The sequence below is a fragment of the Shewanella sp. VB17 genome (assembly GCF_013248905.1).
GTDB lineage: Bacteria > Pseudomonadota > Gammaproteobacteria > Enterobacterales > Shewanellaceae > Shewanella.
On sequence record NZ_JABRVS010000001.1, the window covers coordinates 5,027,549 to 5,043,414 of the forward strand.

Annotated in this window: 13 protein-coding genes; 5 read left to right on the forward strand and 8 right to left on the reverse strand. The window is 43.9% G+C overall.

Annotation, left to right across the window (positions count from 1 at the left end; translation table 11 throughout):
• Positions 1-22 precede the first annotated feature (22 nt).
• From HQQ94_RS21605 to HQQ94_RS21625, 5 genes are all read left to right on the forward strand, one after another.
• Positions 23-289, forward strand: coding sequence for an accessory factor UbiK family protein (locus HQQ94_RS21605; protein WP_173296345.1), 267 nt, complete (start codon positions 23-25; stop codon positions 287-289).
• A gap of 197 nt (positions 290-486) precedes the next feature.
• A complete protein-coding gene (creD, locus tag HQQ94_RS21610; protein ID WP_173296346.1) occupies positions 487-1,833 on the forward strand; it encodes a cell envelope integrity protein CreD in 1,347 nt (448 codons plus the stop codon).
• A 192-nt stretch (positions 1,834-2,025) separates the two neighbouring features.
• Positions 2,026-2,790: a phosphatase PAP2 family protein gene (locus HQQ94_RS21615; protein ID WP_173296766.1), complete on the forward strand. Its 765-nt coding sequence runs from the start codon at positions 2,026-2,028 to the stop codon at positions 2,788-2,790.
• A 79-nt stretch (positions 2,791-2,869) separates the two neighbouring features.
• A complete protein-coding gene (locus HQQ94_RS21620; RefSeq protein WP_173296347.1) occupies positions 2,870-3,346 on the forward strand; it encodes an Lrp/AsnC family transcriptional regulator in 477 nt (158 codons plus the stop codon).
• Positions 3,347-3,659: 313 nt separating this feature from the next.
• Positions 3,660-5,018: a sodium-dependent transporter gene (locus HQQ94_RS21625; protein WP_173296348.1), complete on the forward strand. Its 1,359-nt coding sequence runs from the start codon at positions 3,660-3,662 to the stop codon at positions 5,016-5,018.
• 74 nt (positions 5,019-5,092) lie between these two features.
• Here the strand turns inward: HQQ94_RS21625 and HQQ94_RS21630 are convergent, their stop codons facing one another.
• The 8 genes from HQQ94_RS21630 to ilvC all read right to left on the reverse strand — a co-directional run bounded on the left by HQQ94_RS21630 (position 5,093) and on the right by ilvC (position 15,806).
• On the reverse strand, positions 5,093-5,716 hold the full coding sequence (locus HQQ94_RS21630; RefSeq protein WP_254304122.1) for a 2OG-Fe(II) oxygenase: 624 nt from the start codon (positions 5,714-5,716) through the stop codon (positions 5,093-5,095).
• Positions 5,717-6,025: 309 nt separating this feature from the next.
• Positions 6,026-7,168, reverse strand: a complete 1,143-nt coding sequence (locus HQQ94_RS21635) for an alanine--glyoxylate aminotransferase family protein (RefSeq protein WP_173296350.1) — start codon at positions 7,166-7,168, stop codon at positions 6,026-6,028.
• Positions 7,169-7,308: 140 nt separating this feature from the next.
• Positions 7,309-8,859, reverse strand: a complete 1,551-nt coding sequence (gene ilvA / locus HQQ94_RS21640) for a threonine ammonia-lyase, biosynthetic (RefSeq protein ID WP_173296351.1) — start codon at positions 8,857-8,859, stop codon at positions 7,309-7,311.
• A 1-nt stretch (position 8,860) separates the two neighbouring features.
• A complete protein-coding gene (gene ilvD / locus HQQ94_RS21645) occupies positions 8,861-10,711 on the reverse strand; it encodes a dihydroxy-acid dehydratase (RefSeq protein ID WP_173296352.1) in 1,851 nt (616 codons plus the stop codon).
• Between the two features lie 160 nt (positions 10,712-10,871).
• Entirely contained in the window at positions 10,872-11,795 is a 924-nt protein-coding gene (locus HQQ94_RS21650; protein ID WP_173296353.1) for a branched-chain amino acid transaminase, read from the reverse strand.
• A gap of 62 nt (positions 11,796-11,857) precedes the next feature.
• Positions 11,858-12,088, reverse strand: coding sequence for an acetolactate synthase 2 small subunit (gene ilvM / locus HQQ94_RS21655; RefSeq protein ID WP_173296354.1), 231 nt, complete (start codon positions 12,086-12,088; stop codon positions 11,858-11,860).
• A 50-nt stretch (positions 12,089-12,138) separates the two neighbouring features.
• Positions 12,139-13,794, reverse strand: coding sequence for an acetolactate synthase 2 catalytic subunit (gene ilvG / locus HQQ94_RS21660; protein WP_217274242.1), 1,656 nt, complete (start codon positions 13,792-13,794; stop codon positions 12,139-12,141).
• Between the two features lie 530 nt (positions 13,795-14,324).
• Positions 14,325-15,806, reverse strand: coding sequence for a ketol-acid reductoisomerase (gene ilvC / locus HQQ94_RS21665; RefSeq protein WP_173296356.1), 1,482 nt, complete (start codon positions 15,804-15,806; stop codon positions 14,325-14,327).
• Positions 15,807-15,866 lie beyond the last annotated feature (60 nt).

Genomic DNA, 15,866 nt, shown 5'->3' on the forward strand with positions numbered 1-15,866 from the left:
TACGCTATGGTGGAAATAGACCATGTTCAATCCAAAGAAAATCGAAGACGTTGCCAAGCAACTAAGCGAAAACCTACCAAGTGGCTTGAAACAATTCGCAGGTGATTTTGAAGAGAAAACCAAACAAATTCTGCAAAATCAACTAATGAAATTAGATGTTGTTTCTCACGAAGAATTTGAAGTCCAACAACACGTATTATTAAAAACCCGCGAAAAACTAGAAACCCTTCAGGCACAAGTCGATGCCCTTGAAAAAAAGCTAAGCGAACAAGAAGAGTCCGCAGAATAACCTTCTTAACCTAAATTGGAAGATGAATCTGCTAGTCAGCAACATAAAGAGCCACTCCCGGCTCTTTTGCTTTACTCTCACCCAACATTGCCTCTTTTTTGCCACAATTGATCATCAGCCTGCCTCCCTTTCATCGCTAAATTTTGTTTCAATACCCACTAGAAAATACGCTAGCTCAAAGGAAATAAAATACACTCATGTTTAGCTTATTCACCACAGCAACCAGTAATATCACCCATAAAATAATCATTTTGGTTGGCATGTCACTACTATCAGCTATTCCATTGGGGATCGTGATGAATATGACATCTGAACGTCAAGATCTCTATCATGATGTTGTCAATGAAATAGGTCAATCATGGGGGCCTCAGCAGCGCATATCTGGACCTGCACTTGTCATCCCTTACCGCTATCTAGTGATACAGGAAAAAATCAATGATGCCGGTGAGCCAGTACAATTAAAATCCGAATATCAAAATGAGCTAGTCGTTCTTCCTAAACACTTATCACTTAATATGGATCTTAAACACGACTTCCGCTCAAGAGGAATATATCAATCTCTTGTTTACAATGCTGCCGTAACAGGCACAGCTAAATTCGTCCTACCTAAATTCGATATACCTAATCTCCTTGAACTACAAGCTGATAAAGCACGCCTTGTATTTGGCGTCTCAGCCAATCAGGCTATTGAAAAAATACAACAATTAACCACTCTAAATGACAACGGTGATATATTACTCACTAAAAATGAAGCTGGGATAATGTCCGGCACAGGTTTAGAGCATCAACAAGGTTTAGAACGGGGCTTTAACCAACCTATCTTAATCGATCTCAAACAAGAAAAGTTTGCCGTTGAATTTTCGATCACACTACGCGGCTCTCAATCGATCAGCGCACTGCCTCTAGGTGAACATACTGATATACACATCACCACAGATTGGCCCCATCCGAGTTTCAATGGTATTTTGCCCACAAATAGAAACATATCTGATACTGGATTCAGTGCCAACTGGGAAATAAGCCACCTAACACGCAACTACCCACAGGTCTTTAGTCGCGATCAAGATATCGATCTCACTGAAGTACAGGCTAATAGCCAACTTTTTGAACCTGTCACTCACTATGGAAAAGTTGAACGTTCAGTCAAATACGGTATGTTATTTATTGTACTGACTTTTATCATACTGCTGATATTTGAACTGGGTCAACACACTCGCTTTAATCTGGTCCAATATCTATTGAGTGGTTGTGCGATTGCCTTATTTTATTTGCTACTTCTCGCACTCTCGGAGCACTTGAACTTCAACTATGCCTATGCAATTGCGGCCAGTATTGCACTTATTGCGATATCTGCCTATGTCGCAAGTGTCACAGCAAGTATCCAAAAAGGCGGGATAATTGCCTTAATGTTAGCGAGCCTTTATGCAATACTTTACTCAATCCTCAAACTTGAAGATTATGCACTCTTAATGGGAACAGGTTTACTACTGACCGTCCTGTTAATATTGATGTTTATCACACGGCATAAAAATATCGCAGAGTAAGATAACACTCAATACCCCGTTATTAGGTAGTGGATCTATGTGACTAACAGCTTGGCAATAACATGATGCCCGTTAACCTATAAATCACACTAACATCATCACGCGACATCATAGTCGCGTGATTTATCAACGCACTAAAAGGTCTTATTCTTGAAATTAACTTCAACACCCATTCGCTCTCCTATTGCCCCCATGATTTTTGGCTGGGCAATTTTAGCTATTATCCCAGCCATTTTATTGCTGCTCAATACCTCACTATTTCCACTCATACCTCTGGATTCAATGATGGCTAACCTACTGTTTTGGTTAACCTCAACAGGTACTGCTCCCTATGGTGTTGCAACCGTATTATTTATATTACTTTTAAGCTACAAAAGCTTATCTAAACCGCAGTTTGCACGTTTGTTTCTCGCTATCTCACTGGGCATGTGTGCAACCCTAAGCATAAACAACTATCTCAAGCCTTACTTTTATGAACCTAGGCCCAATACCACCTGGTTAGCATCGCAATATCTACTCAATACAGACCACTTTTACTCACTCCCTAAAACACAGCGAAAAGCAGAGATAACTAGCGCCCTCGATAAACTCGAAGGAACTTATTCTGAGTTAACTCTCTCGCCTCTTATTAAGCAACACTGGCAACATGAAGTTGGCTTTGCTTTTCCATCGGGACATACACTATTCGCGCTAACCTTAACCATGATCACCAGTTATTACTTCTTATTAGCTGGTTTATTTGCCCTACCCTGTTTGTTGGTGATTTGGAGTGTTGGTATGGGCTTTAGCCGTATGTTACTGGGCATGCATTGGCCTCAAGATGTGTTGGCTTCAACAATACTTGGCGGCACAATTGGTTTATTGTCACTATTCGTGATACATATTAGTTTTCCTTACCTCACAATGATCCACGCTAAGCTGATGAGCAAGAGAAAACAACAAACCGACACTCAGTGACAAGAATGCAGCCTCTTCATGTTGACAGATAACCAGTATACTTAACTTAAAATTAAGATAAATAAGAGATATAATACCTATGGCAGAGCTACAACTCGATAAGATCGATCTAGCCATTTTACAACTACTTCAAAGGCAAGGTAAGCTGTCTAATCAGGAGTTAGCCGAACAAGTTGGCCTATCCGCCTCCCCTTGCTCTAGGCGCGTAAAACAGTTAGAAGAAACAGGCTATATTGCTGGATACGCAACCTTGCTTTCCCCTGAGCATTTTAATTTGTCACTCACAGCCTATGTGCACATTAGATTAGAAAAACACTCCAAAGCCATATTGGAAGCCTTTGAAGAAAAAGTATCTCACTACGATGAAGTACAAGAATGCAGTCTTCTCACGGGAAGTGATGCCGATTACCAGCTAAAAGTGCTGGTTGCCGATATGAAACAATTTAAACTCTTCTTGCTTGATAAGCTCACCACAAACCAGCATATTTCAGGTGTTAAATCCAGTTTTGTACTCAAACATGTCAAAAATCAAACCAGTATTCCATTGCCCTCATAAAACACAAAAGTAGGCTTAACACACCTTGAGTTTGTCAAATGAACTCAGTTTCTGGCCATAAGAGGTCAAAAAAAACACACTTAAACACGTATTGTAAACGCAATAATGTTGCGTTCACCCACACCATCAAATCAATTAAGCAATTAATCATCAAATAAAGATAAATTAACGAGATTAAAAGTTAATAATTTTAATAAAAATACAATATTTTATTAATCATGTCGGTTTTTACGCCACAAATCTTCATTGAACTATCAGTGTAAACCTCTATGATGCGCCCTTTTAAAGTAAAGAGTGTAAGCGAGTAATCAACATGAGCAGTGCAGAGTCCACCCATTTTAGTTCCAGACTAGGCTTCATTATGGCAGCAGCGGGATCAGCTGTTGGCGTCGGTAATATCTGGGGCTTTCCCACTCAAGCCGCAACCCATGGCGGTGGTGCCTTCCTCCTTGTGTATCTTGTGCTTATCTTGATACTCGGGTATCCCATGCTAGTGGCTGAATTAATGATTGGCCGCCACGGACAGACTAACCCAGCCGATGCCATGAAAAAAATAGGCTCGGGGGCTATTAGCAAAAAAATAGGCCAAGTTATCGGCTTTACTTCCATTGTCACCGCCACCTTAATTTGCACCTTTTACACCATACTTTCTGGCTGGTTTGTGAGTTTCGCCTTAGCGCCAATAGCAAAACTATTGGGCTTCACACAAGCATCTGCTTGGTTGATGGACTTCTCCGTGTCACGCAACTTAGTGTTCACCACCATTTTCATTTTAATGGTCATTTTAGTGATCAAAAAAGGCATACAAAAAGGCATTGAATTATGGTCGAAACGACTCATGCCTTTACTGCTACTTATTTTAGTGATGGGCGTGGTTTACATATTAACTCAGCCTGGAGCTATGACAGGGTTAGCGGTATTATTACGACCCGATTTCTCTCAAATCTGGGATCCAGATGTACTCGTTGGTGCGTTAGGTCAAACTTTCTTCTCCTTGACCATAGGCACAGGGGCGATGATGGTATATGGCGCGTATCTCAGTAAAAAAGAACACCTAGGTAAGCTAACCGCATATGTGGTGCTCACCGACACCAGTGTGGCCTTCCTAGCCGCCTTGATGATCATTCCTGCCATGTATGTCGCTCAATATAACGGCGTACAAATATTTGCAGAAGATGGCAGCTTACTCAACTCTGACACCTTAGTATTTACTGTCTTGCCAGCGTTATTTGATACCTTTGGCGGGAGCATTCAATACCTATTAGCTTTTGTCTTTTTCGTCTTGATGACCATAGCAGGACTCACATCCGCCATCTCGATTGTCGAGGTACCAACCAGCTACTTAATGGAAAAGAAATCCATCAAGCGCGATCACGCCTCCTATTTGATCGGGGCACTATTGATCACCCTATCACTGACCCTAGTCTTGAATTTTGAGCAACTATTTGGCTTTATGATCACCTTGACCACAGAAAGAGCTCAACCTCTTATCGCACTCGGTATTGCTGTCTATCTAGGGTGGGTATGGCAACGTAACGATTTACTTAACGACATTCAAGCTCAAGAAGGGGTAAACACTAACAGTCTTTTCTGGAAGATCTGGCCTGTGTATGTAAAATTTGTGTGCCCAGCACTAATCCTCATCATCATAGTGCAACTATTTAATCATTAAAGTGCAGTAATCACTTCATTATCAGTGGTTAGACAATCAATAAAAAGCCCCAAGTTGGGCCTTTTTATTGTTAATCAACTGATGTTAGTTTGTCTAAACCAGGTCGCAATGGAATAGCGATCGCATTTAGCAGGCAAGACTTCATGGGGAAACTCTTCACTCAAAAAAAGAACGATGGTACCCCAACTTGGGGTAACCTTCGTCAGTATATGATCCGAATCATCGCTGTAGATAAGTAGTTCCCCTCCATCCACCTCACGCCAATCTGGATTAAGATAGGTCACCATAGATAACACACGATTAGCCTGTCCGTGAAACGCATCTTTATGCTTTTGATAAAAATCCCCTTGTCGATAATGCGCAAAGTGGCTCTCAACTTCACCCAAGCCTAAAAAAAGACGTCGATTCAAATGCAGTTTTAGTGCCTCCACCCACTTAAACCAAGCGATACCATAGTTACAATCATCGGCGATCCAGCAAATATTGTCGGAGCGGATCTGATGATTAACAACCAAGCCCGCATCTCGACCCACGCCAGCGGCTTTAAAATGGGTACCAGCCAGTAAACGAGCAGCCTCACTTAACTCCGTCACTAAGTTAATCGGTAAGGCATTCTCATGAATACTGTAACCTTTGCCAACGATGTCATCGACAATCAATTCAAAAATGTGAGTATTATTTTGGGATTCAAAATCCATCACTAGCCTTACCGATATTGACATATATTATTGATATAAAAGAGCAGTAAAATCGCTCATATTCACTATTCATGGAACCTCATCAAGTCATTATTTTTCATCACAACTCTTTTTAACACATAGATCCTCAGCTTAACTGAAGACTTATCATTTAAAAACAATCAAAATCTGTAATGCCAAGCTATTTAAGAAGCTATTTCGAGAAGGAGGAATAGCCAAGCGACCTAAAGGTACAGGTATCTGCACAAGCGACTTAACTATTCAGGATAAGGTAAACTGCCCAATTAACAATATAAAAATGTGCTATCTCTACTTTAATACATCTTCTAAGGCTCTAAGGCACAAGGCGACATTTTCACGTCGAGCACTAAAGCCCATGAGACCAATACGCCATGCCTTGCCAGCAAGCACACCAAGTCCGGCGCCAATTTCCAAATTATAAATCTCTAAAAGCTGGGCACGCACGGCTGCATCATCGACACCTTCTGGAATATAAACGGTATTGAGCTGAGGCAGACGCGAGGCTTCATCAACCACAAATTTAAGCCCTAAGCCTTCTAAACCTTGGCGCAATACTTGATGCATATCATCATGGCGCTGCCAAGAGGACTCTAAGCCTTCATTAGCCAATAAACGCAAGGACTCATGCAGTGCGTAAAGTGCATTGACTGGTGCTGTATGATGGTAACTACGCTTGCCACCTGTGGCTAAGTTACCACTCCAATACCCCATCACTAAGGTTTGATCTAAGAACCAGCTTTGAACAGGCGTTGTGCGGGCTTTAATTTTATCAACCGCGGCGGGAGAAAACGACACAGGCGACAGACCCGGTACACAAGACAAACACTTTTGACTGCCTGCATAAATGGCATCTATGCCCCACTCATCGACCTTTAGTTCAACACCGCCAACTGATGTCACCGCATCAACAATCGACAAGCATTGATGCTGTTTGGCAAGGGCACATAAACGTTTAGCATCTGACAGCGCCCCGGTAGAGGTTTCAGCATGGACAAAAGCCAAAAACTTAGTATCAGGATGCGCGATAAGTGCGGCTTCAACATCAGCAACACTGACAGGCTCTCCCCATTCATTATCGACCACAACAGCAATGCCACCGACGCGCTCGACATTTTGACGCATACGCTCACCAAAGACACCATTGCGGCAAACAATCACCTTTTCGCCAGCCTCAACTAAGTTGACAAAACACGTCTCCATGCCGGCAGAGCCTGGCGCAGAAACGGCTAAAGTCATCTCATTAGTGGTCTGAAAGGCATACTGAATAAGTGATTTCAGCTCATCCATCATGCCTATAAATTGGGGGTCAAGGTGGCCAATCGTTGGACGCGCCTGCGCGGCTAGTACTTCAGGATAAACATCAGAAGGGCCTGGGCCCATTAAGATCCTACGGGGGGGATTAAACGCGTCAACATAGGGTGCTACTAGCATTTTATTGCCTCATTTCTAAGAAATAACAGGGTTAACGATTGTTTAAAACTTAAGATAACATAAAAAAGGACGCCACTGCGCCCTTTAATATCTATTGATATAAGCTTATGCTTACCCGCTATTTATCAAGGATAAAAAAACTAATCTTGATGACCCAAGAAGAGTTTATAAGCGGGACTTTGAGTCTCTTCTTGATAGACAAAACCTAACTCAGTTAAAAACTGTTGAAATGCCACGTCATCGCTTTCAGGCACTTCAAATCCGGCTAATACCCGACCATAGGCCGCACCATGATTGCGATAATGGAACAAGCTAATATTCCATTTACTCTGCAGGGTCGTTAAAAACTTAAACAGAGCACCAGGATGTTCAGGAAACTCAAAACTAAACAAACGCTCCTCAAGTTTCTCTGGTGGATGCCCTCCCACCATATAGCGCACATGCAACTTAGCCGTTTCATCATGTGAAAGATCTTGCACTTCAAAACCATCACTCTCGAGTCGAGCGATAATCTCATCTAACTCTGCTTGACCTTGAGACAGACGAATACCGGCAAAAACCACTGCCTTATCACGGCTACTGAAACGGTAGTTAAACTCCGTCATCACCCGCTTTTCGAGTAACTCACAAAAACGCAGGAAGATACCAGGCCTTTCCGGTACTTTAACCGCCAGAATCGCCTCTTTCTGCTCACCAAGTTCACAGCGCTCAGAAACATAACGCAAGCTATGAAAATTCACATTAGCACCACTTAAAATAGCGGCGACTTTTTCGCCTTTGCCCTGAGTGCCCATATACTTCTTAAGCCCTGCAAGCGCTAATGCTCCAGCAGGCTCGGCAATCGCGCGAGTGTCTTCGAAGATATCTTTCACCGCAGCACAGATCTCATCAGAGTTTACCGTGATCACACCATCCACATATTGACGTGCCACTTTAAATGGCTCCGCGCCAATCTGCTTAACGGCAACACCATCGGCAAACAAGCCGACTTGCGCTAATATCACCCGCTCATCAGCCTCAAGGGCCGCCTTTAAACACGCTGAATCTTCTGGTTCAACACCGATAATTTTGACTTGCGGCATCACCGCTTTATAAAATGCGGCCATGCCAGCTATCAATCCACCGCCACCCACAGGCACAAACACCACTTCAAGATCGCGCTGTTGCTGCAACATCTCTTGTGCAACCGTGCCTTGACCGGCAATCACAGCTTCATCATCAAAAGGGGCGACATACACGCGCCCTTGTGTGCTAGCAAGCTCTTGGGCATGCACATTGGCCTGATCGAACGCTTGCCCATGCAGTACCACTTCACCCCCTAGGCGACGAACCGCATCGACTTTAATCTCTGGGGTTGTCTCTGGCATCACAATAACTGCACTAATTCCCAGAGCCGCTGCCGACATCGCCACACCTTGAGCATGGTTTCCCGCTGAAGCGCACACCACACCACATTGACACTCATCAGCCGTCAATTCAGATATTTTGTTATAGGCGCCACGCAGCTTAAATGAATGCACAGGCTGCATATCTTCACGCTTAAGAAAAATCTGGCATCCAAGACGAGCAGAAAGCTTATTCAAGCTCGACAGTGGCGTCACTTTTGCCACATCATAGACAGAAGATAACAAGGTTTTCTGCAAATAATAATGCGCTAAATCCATGTTTGAGTTTGAGGCTAACTCAGTCATATTAATCCTCCAGCATACTGACATCTCTCACCGCACCTTTGTCGGCACTGGTCGCCAATAGTGCGTAAGCTTTAAGGGCTAATGACACTTCTCTTACACGAGCTACAGGTTTCCAAGCTTGCTTACCACGCTCTTCCATTGCACTGCGACGTGCCGCTAACTGAACATCACTAATGGCCAATTTAATTGAGCGGGCAGGAATATCAATCTCAATACGATCACCCGTTTCGACCAATCCAATCGTGCCACCAGCGGCCGCTTCGGGGGAAACGTGACCGATTGATAAACCCGATGTCCCACCAGAAAAACGGCCATCTGTAATTAATGCACATGCCTTACCTAGGCCGCGAGATTTAAGGTAACTGGTTGGATAAAGCATCTCTTGCATACCTGGGCCACCTTTAGGGCCTTCATAACGGATCACCACCACATCACCAGCAACCACTTCGCCCCCTAAAATAGCGGCAACAGCATCATCTTGGCTTTCATAAACACGAGCAGAGCCGATAAAGGTATGATTGTCTTCATCTACACCTGCTGTCTTAACAATACAGCCATCCAGAGCGATATTACCAGACAGTACCGCCAAGCCTCCTTCTTGGCTAAAGGCAAATTCTCGCTTACGAATACAACCGCCTTCACGGTCATCATCGACACTTTCCCAGCGACAATTTTGGCTAAAAGCTTTGGTGGTTGGAATGCCAGCAGGGCCAGCTGAAAAGAACTTACGTACTGCTTCATCTTGGGTCTGAGCAATATCCCATTTGGCTAATACTTCTTTTAGATTTTTACCCGCAACATGATACGCGTCGTTATGAATCAACCCCGCTCTATCAAGCTCACCCAATATCCCCATGACACCGCCAGCGCGATGCACATCTTCCATATGATATTCTGGCGTCGCTGGGGCGACCTTGCACAAATGTGGCACCAGGCGAGACAAACGATCGATATCGGCCATCGTAAAGTCAACCTTGGCTTCATAGGCGCCTGCAAGTAAGTGTAAAACCGTATTACTTGACCCGCCCATGGCGATATCGAGTGTCATGGCATTTTCAAAAGCATTAAAGTTAGCGATATTACGTGGTAAAGCCGACTCATCGTCATGCTTATAATAGCGTGTAGCAAGATCCATAATACGGCGGCCAGCTTCGAGGAATAGCTCTCGTCTGTCAGCATGAGTGGCTAACATAGAGCCATTGCCCGGCAAAGAGAGTCCTAGCGCTTCGGTTAAGCAGTTCATCGAATTAGCGGTAAACATACCTGAACATGATCCACAAGTTGGGCACGCACTGCGCTCAATTTTGGCACTGTCTTCATCTGATACTCGCTCATCTGCACCTGCCACCATCGCATCGACCAGATCTAGCTTAATGATTTTATCTGATAACTTGGTCTTACCAGCTTCCATCGGACCGCCGGAAACAAAAATCACCGGAATATTTAGCCGCAGTGCCGCCATCATCATACCTGGCGTTATTTTGTCACAGTTTGAGATACACACTAACGCATCAGCGCAGTGTGCATTAACCATGTATTCAACACTATCTGCAATAAGCTCACGCGATGGTAAGCTGTATAGCATGCCACCATGACCCATGGCGATGCCATCATCGACAGCTATTGTATTGAATTCTTTAGCAATACCACCAGCCTCCTCAATCGCACCAGCCACTAATGACCCCATATCTTTAAGGTGTACGTGACCTGGAACAAACTGAGTAAATGAGTTGGAAATGGCAATGATCGGCTTGCCGAAATCATTATCTTTAACCCCAGTGGCACGCCATAAAGCGCGTGCGCCAGCCATATTGCGGCCTTCGGTACTGGTAGCTGAACGTAGTTTTGGCATTGCGATGATCCTTTTAAACAGAAGGCGCGAGGTGTTAGAACTTAGGCTCTAGGAAACGTTCGCTACTAACCTTCTAGTGAAATTTTGTAAATCTAAAAGCAAATGCTTTTAGATATTTTTATGCGGTACTTATTATCAAGCCTAGTCGTTATCGCACGCTTTATAACACTTCCAACCAACCCCACTTATCTTCAGTCTCACCATTAAACAAGCCAAAGAAGCTCTCTTGCACCTGCTTAGTCACCGCGCCACGCTTACCCACACCTATGTCTATTCTATCGACGCTGCGCACAGGCACGATTTCTGCGGCTGTGCCTGTCATAAATATTTCATCAGCAAGATAGAGGAACTCTCGTGACATCGCTTCCTCTACCACTTCGTAACCTAAATCACGAGCTAACACTATGATGGAATCACGTGTCAAACCCATTAAAATCGCTGCCGTGGCAGGAGGTGTGTAGATTTTGCCTTTTTTAACCACAAATAAGTTAGCCCCTGCACCTTCGCTGACAAGCCCATTAACATCTAGCGCGATCCCTTCATCAAAACCATTTCGTTTAGCTTCAGTTGAGATCTGAATTGAGGATAAATAGTTCCCCCCCGCTTTGGCACCTGTAGGGATGGTATTAGGTGCCAAGCGGTTCCAAGAACTCACTGCCACATCGACCCCCGCTTCCATGCTGTCTTCCCCTAAGTAAGCTCCCCAAGGAAAAGCAGCAACCATCACATCACATACAGCATCTTTAGGTGGACATATTCCCATCCCCACATCACCATAAAAAGCCAAGGGACGGATATAAGCACTGTTTAAATCGTTCTTTTTGACTATATCGCGGCAAGATGTCATCAGCTCTGTGACAGTATAAGGAATGGGCATCCGATAAATTTTGGCTGAATCAAATAACCGTTCGATATGAGGCGTAATACGAAACCCTGCAGGCCCAAGATGAGTATCGTAGACACGGATCCCTTCAAAAACAGATGAACCGTAATGTAAACCATGGGACATCACATGTACCTTGGCATCGCCCCAAGGCATGATCTCACCATTAAACCATATAAATTCTGCTTTCTTCGCGGTCATATCTCTTCCTCACTCTCTTATGTGCTTACTGCTACAGGCCAATATCTATACCCAACGGACACTTAATGCGCTAAGGCACTGCACTCGATAACATCAATAAGCTTACTTAACTGCTTAGTGAGCAGTTCTATAGTCCGCTCACTCTCGACTGTCATCGCTAAACTCACGTGTTTAGCGCCCTCTAATTGCATATTCATCTTGGTGATATTAAACCCACGATGGCGTATTACTCTTAATACTCGTTCCAACACCTCTGGGCGTTGATCTAACAATAAATTAACCGTGTATATCATCTGTGCTTCTCCAGCATACTTCTCTGACCCTGATATCTGTTATCCAGCCATCAAGTTGATTTGTCCATCTCTTCCATCATGTCGCGATTCGATGCGCCAGGGGGAACCAATGGCCAGACGTTATGAGCCTCATCAATTCTGACATGTAACAAATAAGGGCCTTCACACTGAATTAAATGATTTAAGGCTGCTTCGACTTCTTCTGTCTTAGTGATGGTGCGACCAGGGATATCAAATGCTGATGCCAAGGTGACAAAATCTGGGTTATCAGACAGATCCGTTTCACTGTATCGCTCTTCAAAAAATAACTGTTGCCATTGCTTAACCATGCCCAATTTTTGGTTATCAATAAGCAGTATTTTAACGGCTAATTTACGCCGCTTAATGGTGGTTAACTCCTGAACATTCATCATAAAGGAACCATCACCCGAAACCGCGACAACGGTGGCATCGGGTCGAGAGACTTTGGCACCGATTGCTGCAGGTAAACCAAAGCCCATAGTACCTAATCCAGCACTGGATAGATGATCTTCCGGTTTACGGAACCACATATGCTGAGCCACCCACATCTGATGTTGGCCAACATCACAACACACCACACTGTCTTCAGGCAGCTTATCGGCTAACATTTTGAGCATAGAGGGAGCAAATATTAGCTCTCCGGGTCTGTCATATTGCCATTGATGTTTATGTTTAAGCTGCGTCACCTCTTCTTGCCATGAAGTGATCTCTAGGGGGATTGATAAAGCAGGTAATATGTGATTTAGATCGCCGTCAATAGCCACTTCTGGCAAACGAAGCTTACCGAGTTCAGCAGCATCTATGTCTAGGTGGATAACCTTAGCATGTTCGGCAAATGACGCTAAACGTCCTGTGACTCTGTCATCGAAACGCGCACCGACAACGATCAGTAAATCGCACTCTTGCACTGCGATATTAGCTGCCTTTGAACCATGCATGCCTAACATACCAAGATACCCAGCAGTATCATTTTCAATCGAACCTAACGCTTTTAATGTAGCCACTGATGGTACACCAGTGATCTTAATAAATTGGCGTAATGGCTCCACAGCGCTCGCCATACCGACACCACCACCAACATATAACATGGGTTGCTTAGCTTGTGCTAATAAGGTTAACGCAGCATCAAGCTTACTGGTATCCAATATTGGCGTTTCTACAGGCGGCTGCACGGGTATTTTATATTCAAGTAATCCGATTTGAATATCTTTAGGAATGTCGACAAGCACCGGACCTGGACGCCCTGAAGCTGCGATCTCAAATGCTTTATACAGCGTTGGTACGAGTTCATCCATGTTAGTGACCATAAAACTGTGCTTCGTACAGGATAGGGACATGCCTAGCATATCAATCTCTTGAAAAGCATCAGTACCGATAACAGCTGTTGACACTTGGCCTGTTATGGCGACTACTGGGACAGAATCAAGTAAAGCATCGGCCAAAGAGGTCACTAGATTTGTCGCACCAGGGCCTGAAGTGGCAAAGCAAACACCGGTCTTACCACTTGCTCTGGCATAACCAACGGCTGCAAAAGCGGCACCTTGTTCGTGACGGCTGAGTAAATGTTCGACAGGAGCACCATAAAGGGCATCATAGATGGGCATAATTGCCCCACCAGGATAACCAAAAATATTCGTGACACCGTGGGCGGTTAATACCTTGATCACGGCATCAGCACCGCGCATCATCTGACCTTCTTTGTTCTGCCCTTGTTCCATCTGCATTTCTCACTTTATATGAACTCATATCGAACTCAGTAATTTGTAGGGTAAAGCCTTTTTAGCTGGGCTTTAAACGAAAAAACCCCCGATCCTTTCGGAGCGAGGGTTGGTTGCAATCTTGACCTTATTAGGTTTGTCGATATGCCATGCCGTCCCCCCGCTGTGATCTAATCATCACGACGGTAATAATCTCAATAATGAGTCGGACTGCCTGGTTAACCATACTTGACCTGTTCCCTAATTAGTTTGCTTAAATTCACCTCTTCTAATGAAGAGTCAACAATAAATAACACAAAGCCAATAAAAAACACAACAAAAACCTTTTACCTCGATAAGAAAATACACATATTAATCTCAATATTTTGCATTTTTACCTAAAGTAACGTCCTAGACTATTTTTGAAATTACTATTTACTTCAATGACTCACTAAATACTTATTGCGTATTTTACCATCAGATCCGACATGACTATCGGATCTGAATTTTTTGGTTAATTATTTTTCTTCGACAATACGTTGCATCGCTGTCATATAGCCACGAAGTTCAGCACCGATTTTCTCAACCCCTGTTCCACGTATCGCTGCATTCACTTCAATCAAACGCTGATTATCGACACCGTTACAACGACTACTTAGCCCACGCCCTAATAGCTCAGGAGACATCTTTTGTACGTATTCACGTAACATAGGCACTGCAGCATGGTTAAACAAGTAACAACCATATTCTGCAGTATCGGAGATAACAACGTTCATTTCGTACAGGCGCTTACGTGCAATGGTATTAGCAATAAGCGGGGTTTCATGCAGCGACTCATAGTAAGCTGATTCTTCAATAATCCCCGCAGAAACCATAGTATCGAACGCCAACTCCACACCCGCTTTAATCATAGCGACCAGAAAAATACCTTTATCGAAATACGTTTGCTCGTCAATGCTTTCATCACTTTGAGGCGCATTTTCAAATGCGGTTTCACCCGTGTCTTTGCGCCATTGAAGTAAATTTACATCGTCGTTAGCCCAATCTTCCATCATGGTTTTAGAGAACTTTCCACCGATAATATCATCCATATGCTTGGCAAATAATGGGGCCAAAATACCTTTCAGATCTTCGGCCATCTCGAATGCTTTGATCTTGGCAGGGTTAGACAAGCGATCCATCATGTTGGTAATACCGCCATGCTTAAGCGCCTCAGTCGTTGTCTCCCAACCTTGCTGAATCAATTTAGCCGCATAACCAGGCTCTACACCGTCAGCAACCATTTTCTCGTAACCAAGAATAGCGCCAGTCTGTAACATGCCACAAAGAATGGTCTGCTCACCCATAAGGTCAGATTTAACTTCGGCGATAAATGATGAATGCAGTACACCTGCGCGATCACCACCTGTTGCACTGGCATAAGCCTTAGCAATATCAAAACCTTGACCCTTAGGATCATTTTCAGGGTGAACTGCGATTAGCGTCGGCACACCAAACCCACGCTTATATTCTTCACGGACCTCTGTACCTGGGCACTTAGGTGCAACCATCACAACCGTAATGTCTTCACGAACCTGCATACCTTCTTCAACGATATTAAAACCGTGTGAATAAGCCAGTGTTGCACCTTGCTTCATTAACGGCATGATCCGGGTGACAGCATCAGTGTGTTGTTTATCAGGCGTTAGGTTAAGCACCAGATCCGCATCAGGAATAAGCTCTTCAATGGTACCTACACGGAAACCATTACCTGTGGCTTTCTGATATGAAGCACGTTTTTCTTCAATGGCTTCAGCGCGAAGGGCATAGGCAATGTTTAAGCCTGAGTCGCGCATGTTCAAACCTTGGTTCAGCCCTTGAGCGCCACAACCTAAGATAACGATATTCCAGCCCTTAATGAAGTCACAGCCTTGACTAAATTCATTACGATCCATAAAGCGGCACTGGGCGAGCTGTTCTAATTGTTGACGCAAGTTCAGAGAGTTAAAATAGTTAGCCATCTGATGTACCACCTTTTGATTCGAATTTGGGAGAGTTGCTCAAATCTGTTTGTTCGAGCA

Excerpts from the sequence above, each read along its gene's own strand:
- HQQ94_RS21605 (WP_173296345.1), top strand. The coding sequence starts at position 23 with ATGTTCAATCCAAAGAAAATCGAAGACGTTGCCAAGCAACTAAGCGAA.
- creD (WP_173296346.1), top strand. The coding sequence starts at position 487 with ATGTTTAGCTTATTCACCACAGCAACCAGTAATATCACCCATAAAATA.
- HQQ94_RS21615 (WP_173296766.1), top strand. The coding sequence starts at position 2,026 with ATGATTTTTGGCTGGGCAATTTTAGCTATTATCCCAGCCATTTTATTG.
- HQQ94_RS21620 (WP_173296347.1), top strand. The coding sequence starts at position 2,870 with ATGGCAGAGCTACAACTCGATAAGATCGATCTAGCCATTTTACAACTA.
- HQQ94_RS21625 (WP_173296348.1), top strand. The coding sequence starts at position 3,660 with ATGAGCAGTGCAGAGTCCACCCATTTTAGTTCCAGACTAGGCTTCATT.
- HQQ94_RS21630 (WP_254304122.1), bottom strand. The coding sequence starts at position 5,716 with ATGGATTTTGAATCCCAAAATAATACTCACATTTTTGAATTGATTGTC.
- HQQ94_RS21635 (WP_173296350.1), bottom strand. The coding sequence starts at position 7,168 with ATGCTAGTAGCACCCTATGTTGACGCGTTTAATCCCCCCCGTAGGATC.
- ilvA (WP_173296351.1), bottom strand. The coding sequence starts at position 8,859 with ATGACTGAGTTAGCCTCAAACTCAAACATGGATTTAGCGCATTATTAT.
- ilvD (WP_173296352.1), bottom strand. The coding sequence starts at position 10,711 with ATGCCAAAACTACGTTCAGCTACCAGTACCGAAGGCCGCAATATGGCT.
- HQQ94_RS21650 (WP_173296353.1), bottom strand. The coding sequence starts at position 11,795 with ATGACCGCGAAGAAAGCAGAATTTATATGGTTTAATGGTGAGATCATG.
- ilvM (WP_173296354.1), bottom strand. The coding sequence starts at position 12,088 with ATGATATACACGGTTAATTTATTGTTAGATCAACGCCCAGAGGTGTTG.
- ilvG (WP_217274242.1), bottom strand. The coding sequence starts at position 13,794 with ATGCGCGGTGCTGATGCCGTGATCAAGGTATTAACCGCCCACGGTGTC.
- ilvC (WP_173296356.1), bottom strand. The coding sequence starts at position 15,806 with ATGGCTAACTATTTTAACTCTCTGAACTTGCGTCAACAATTAGAACAG.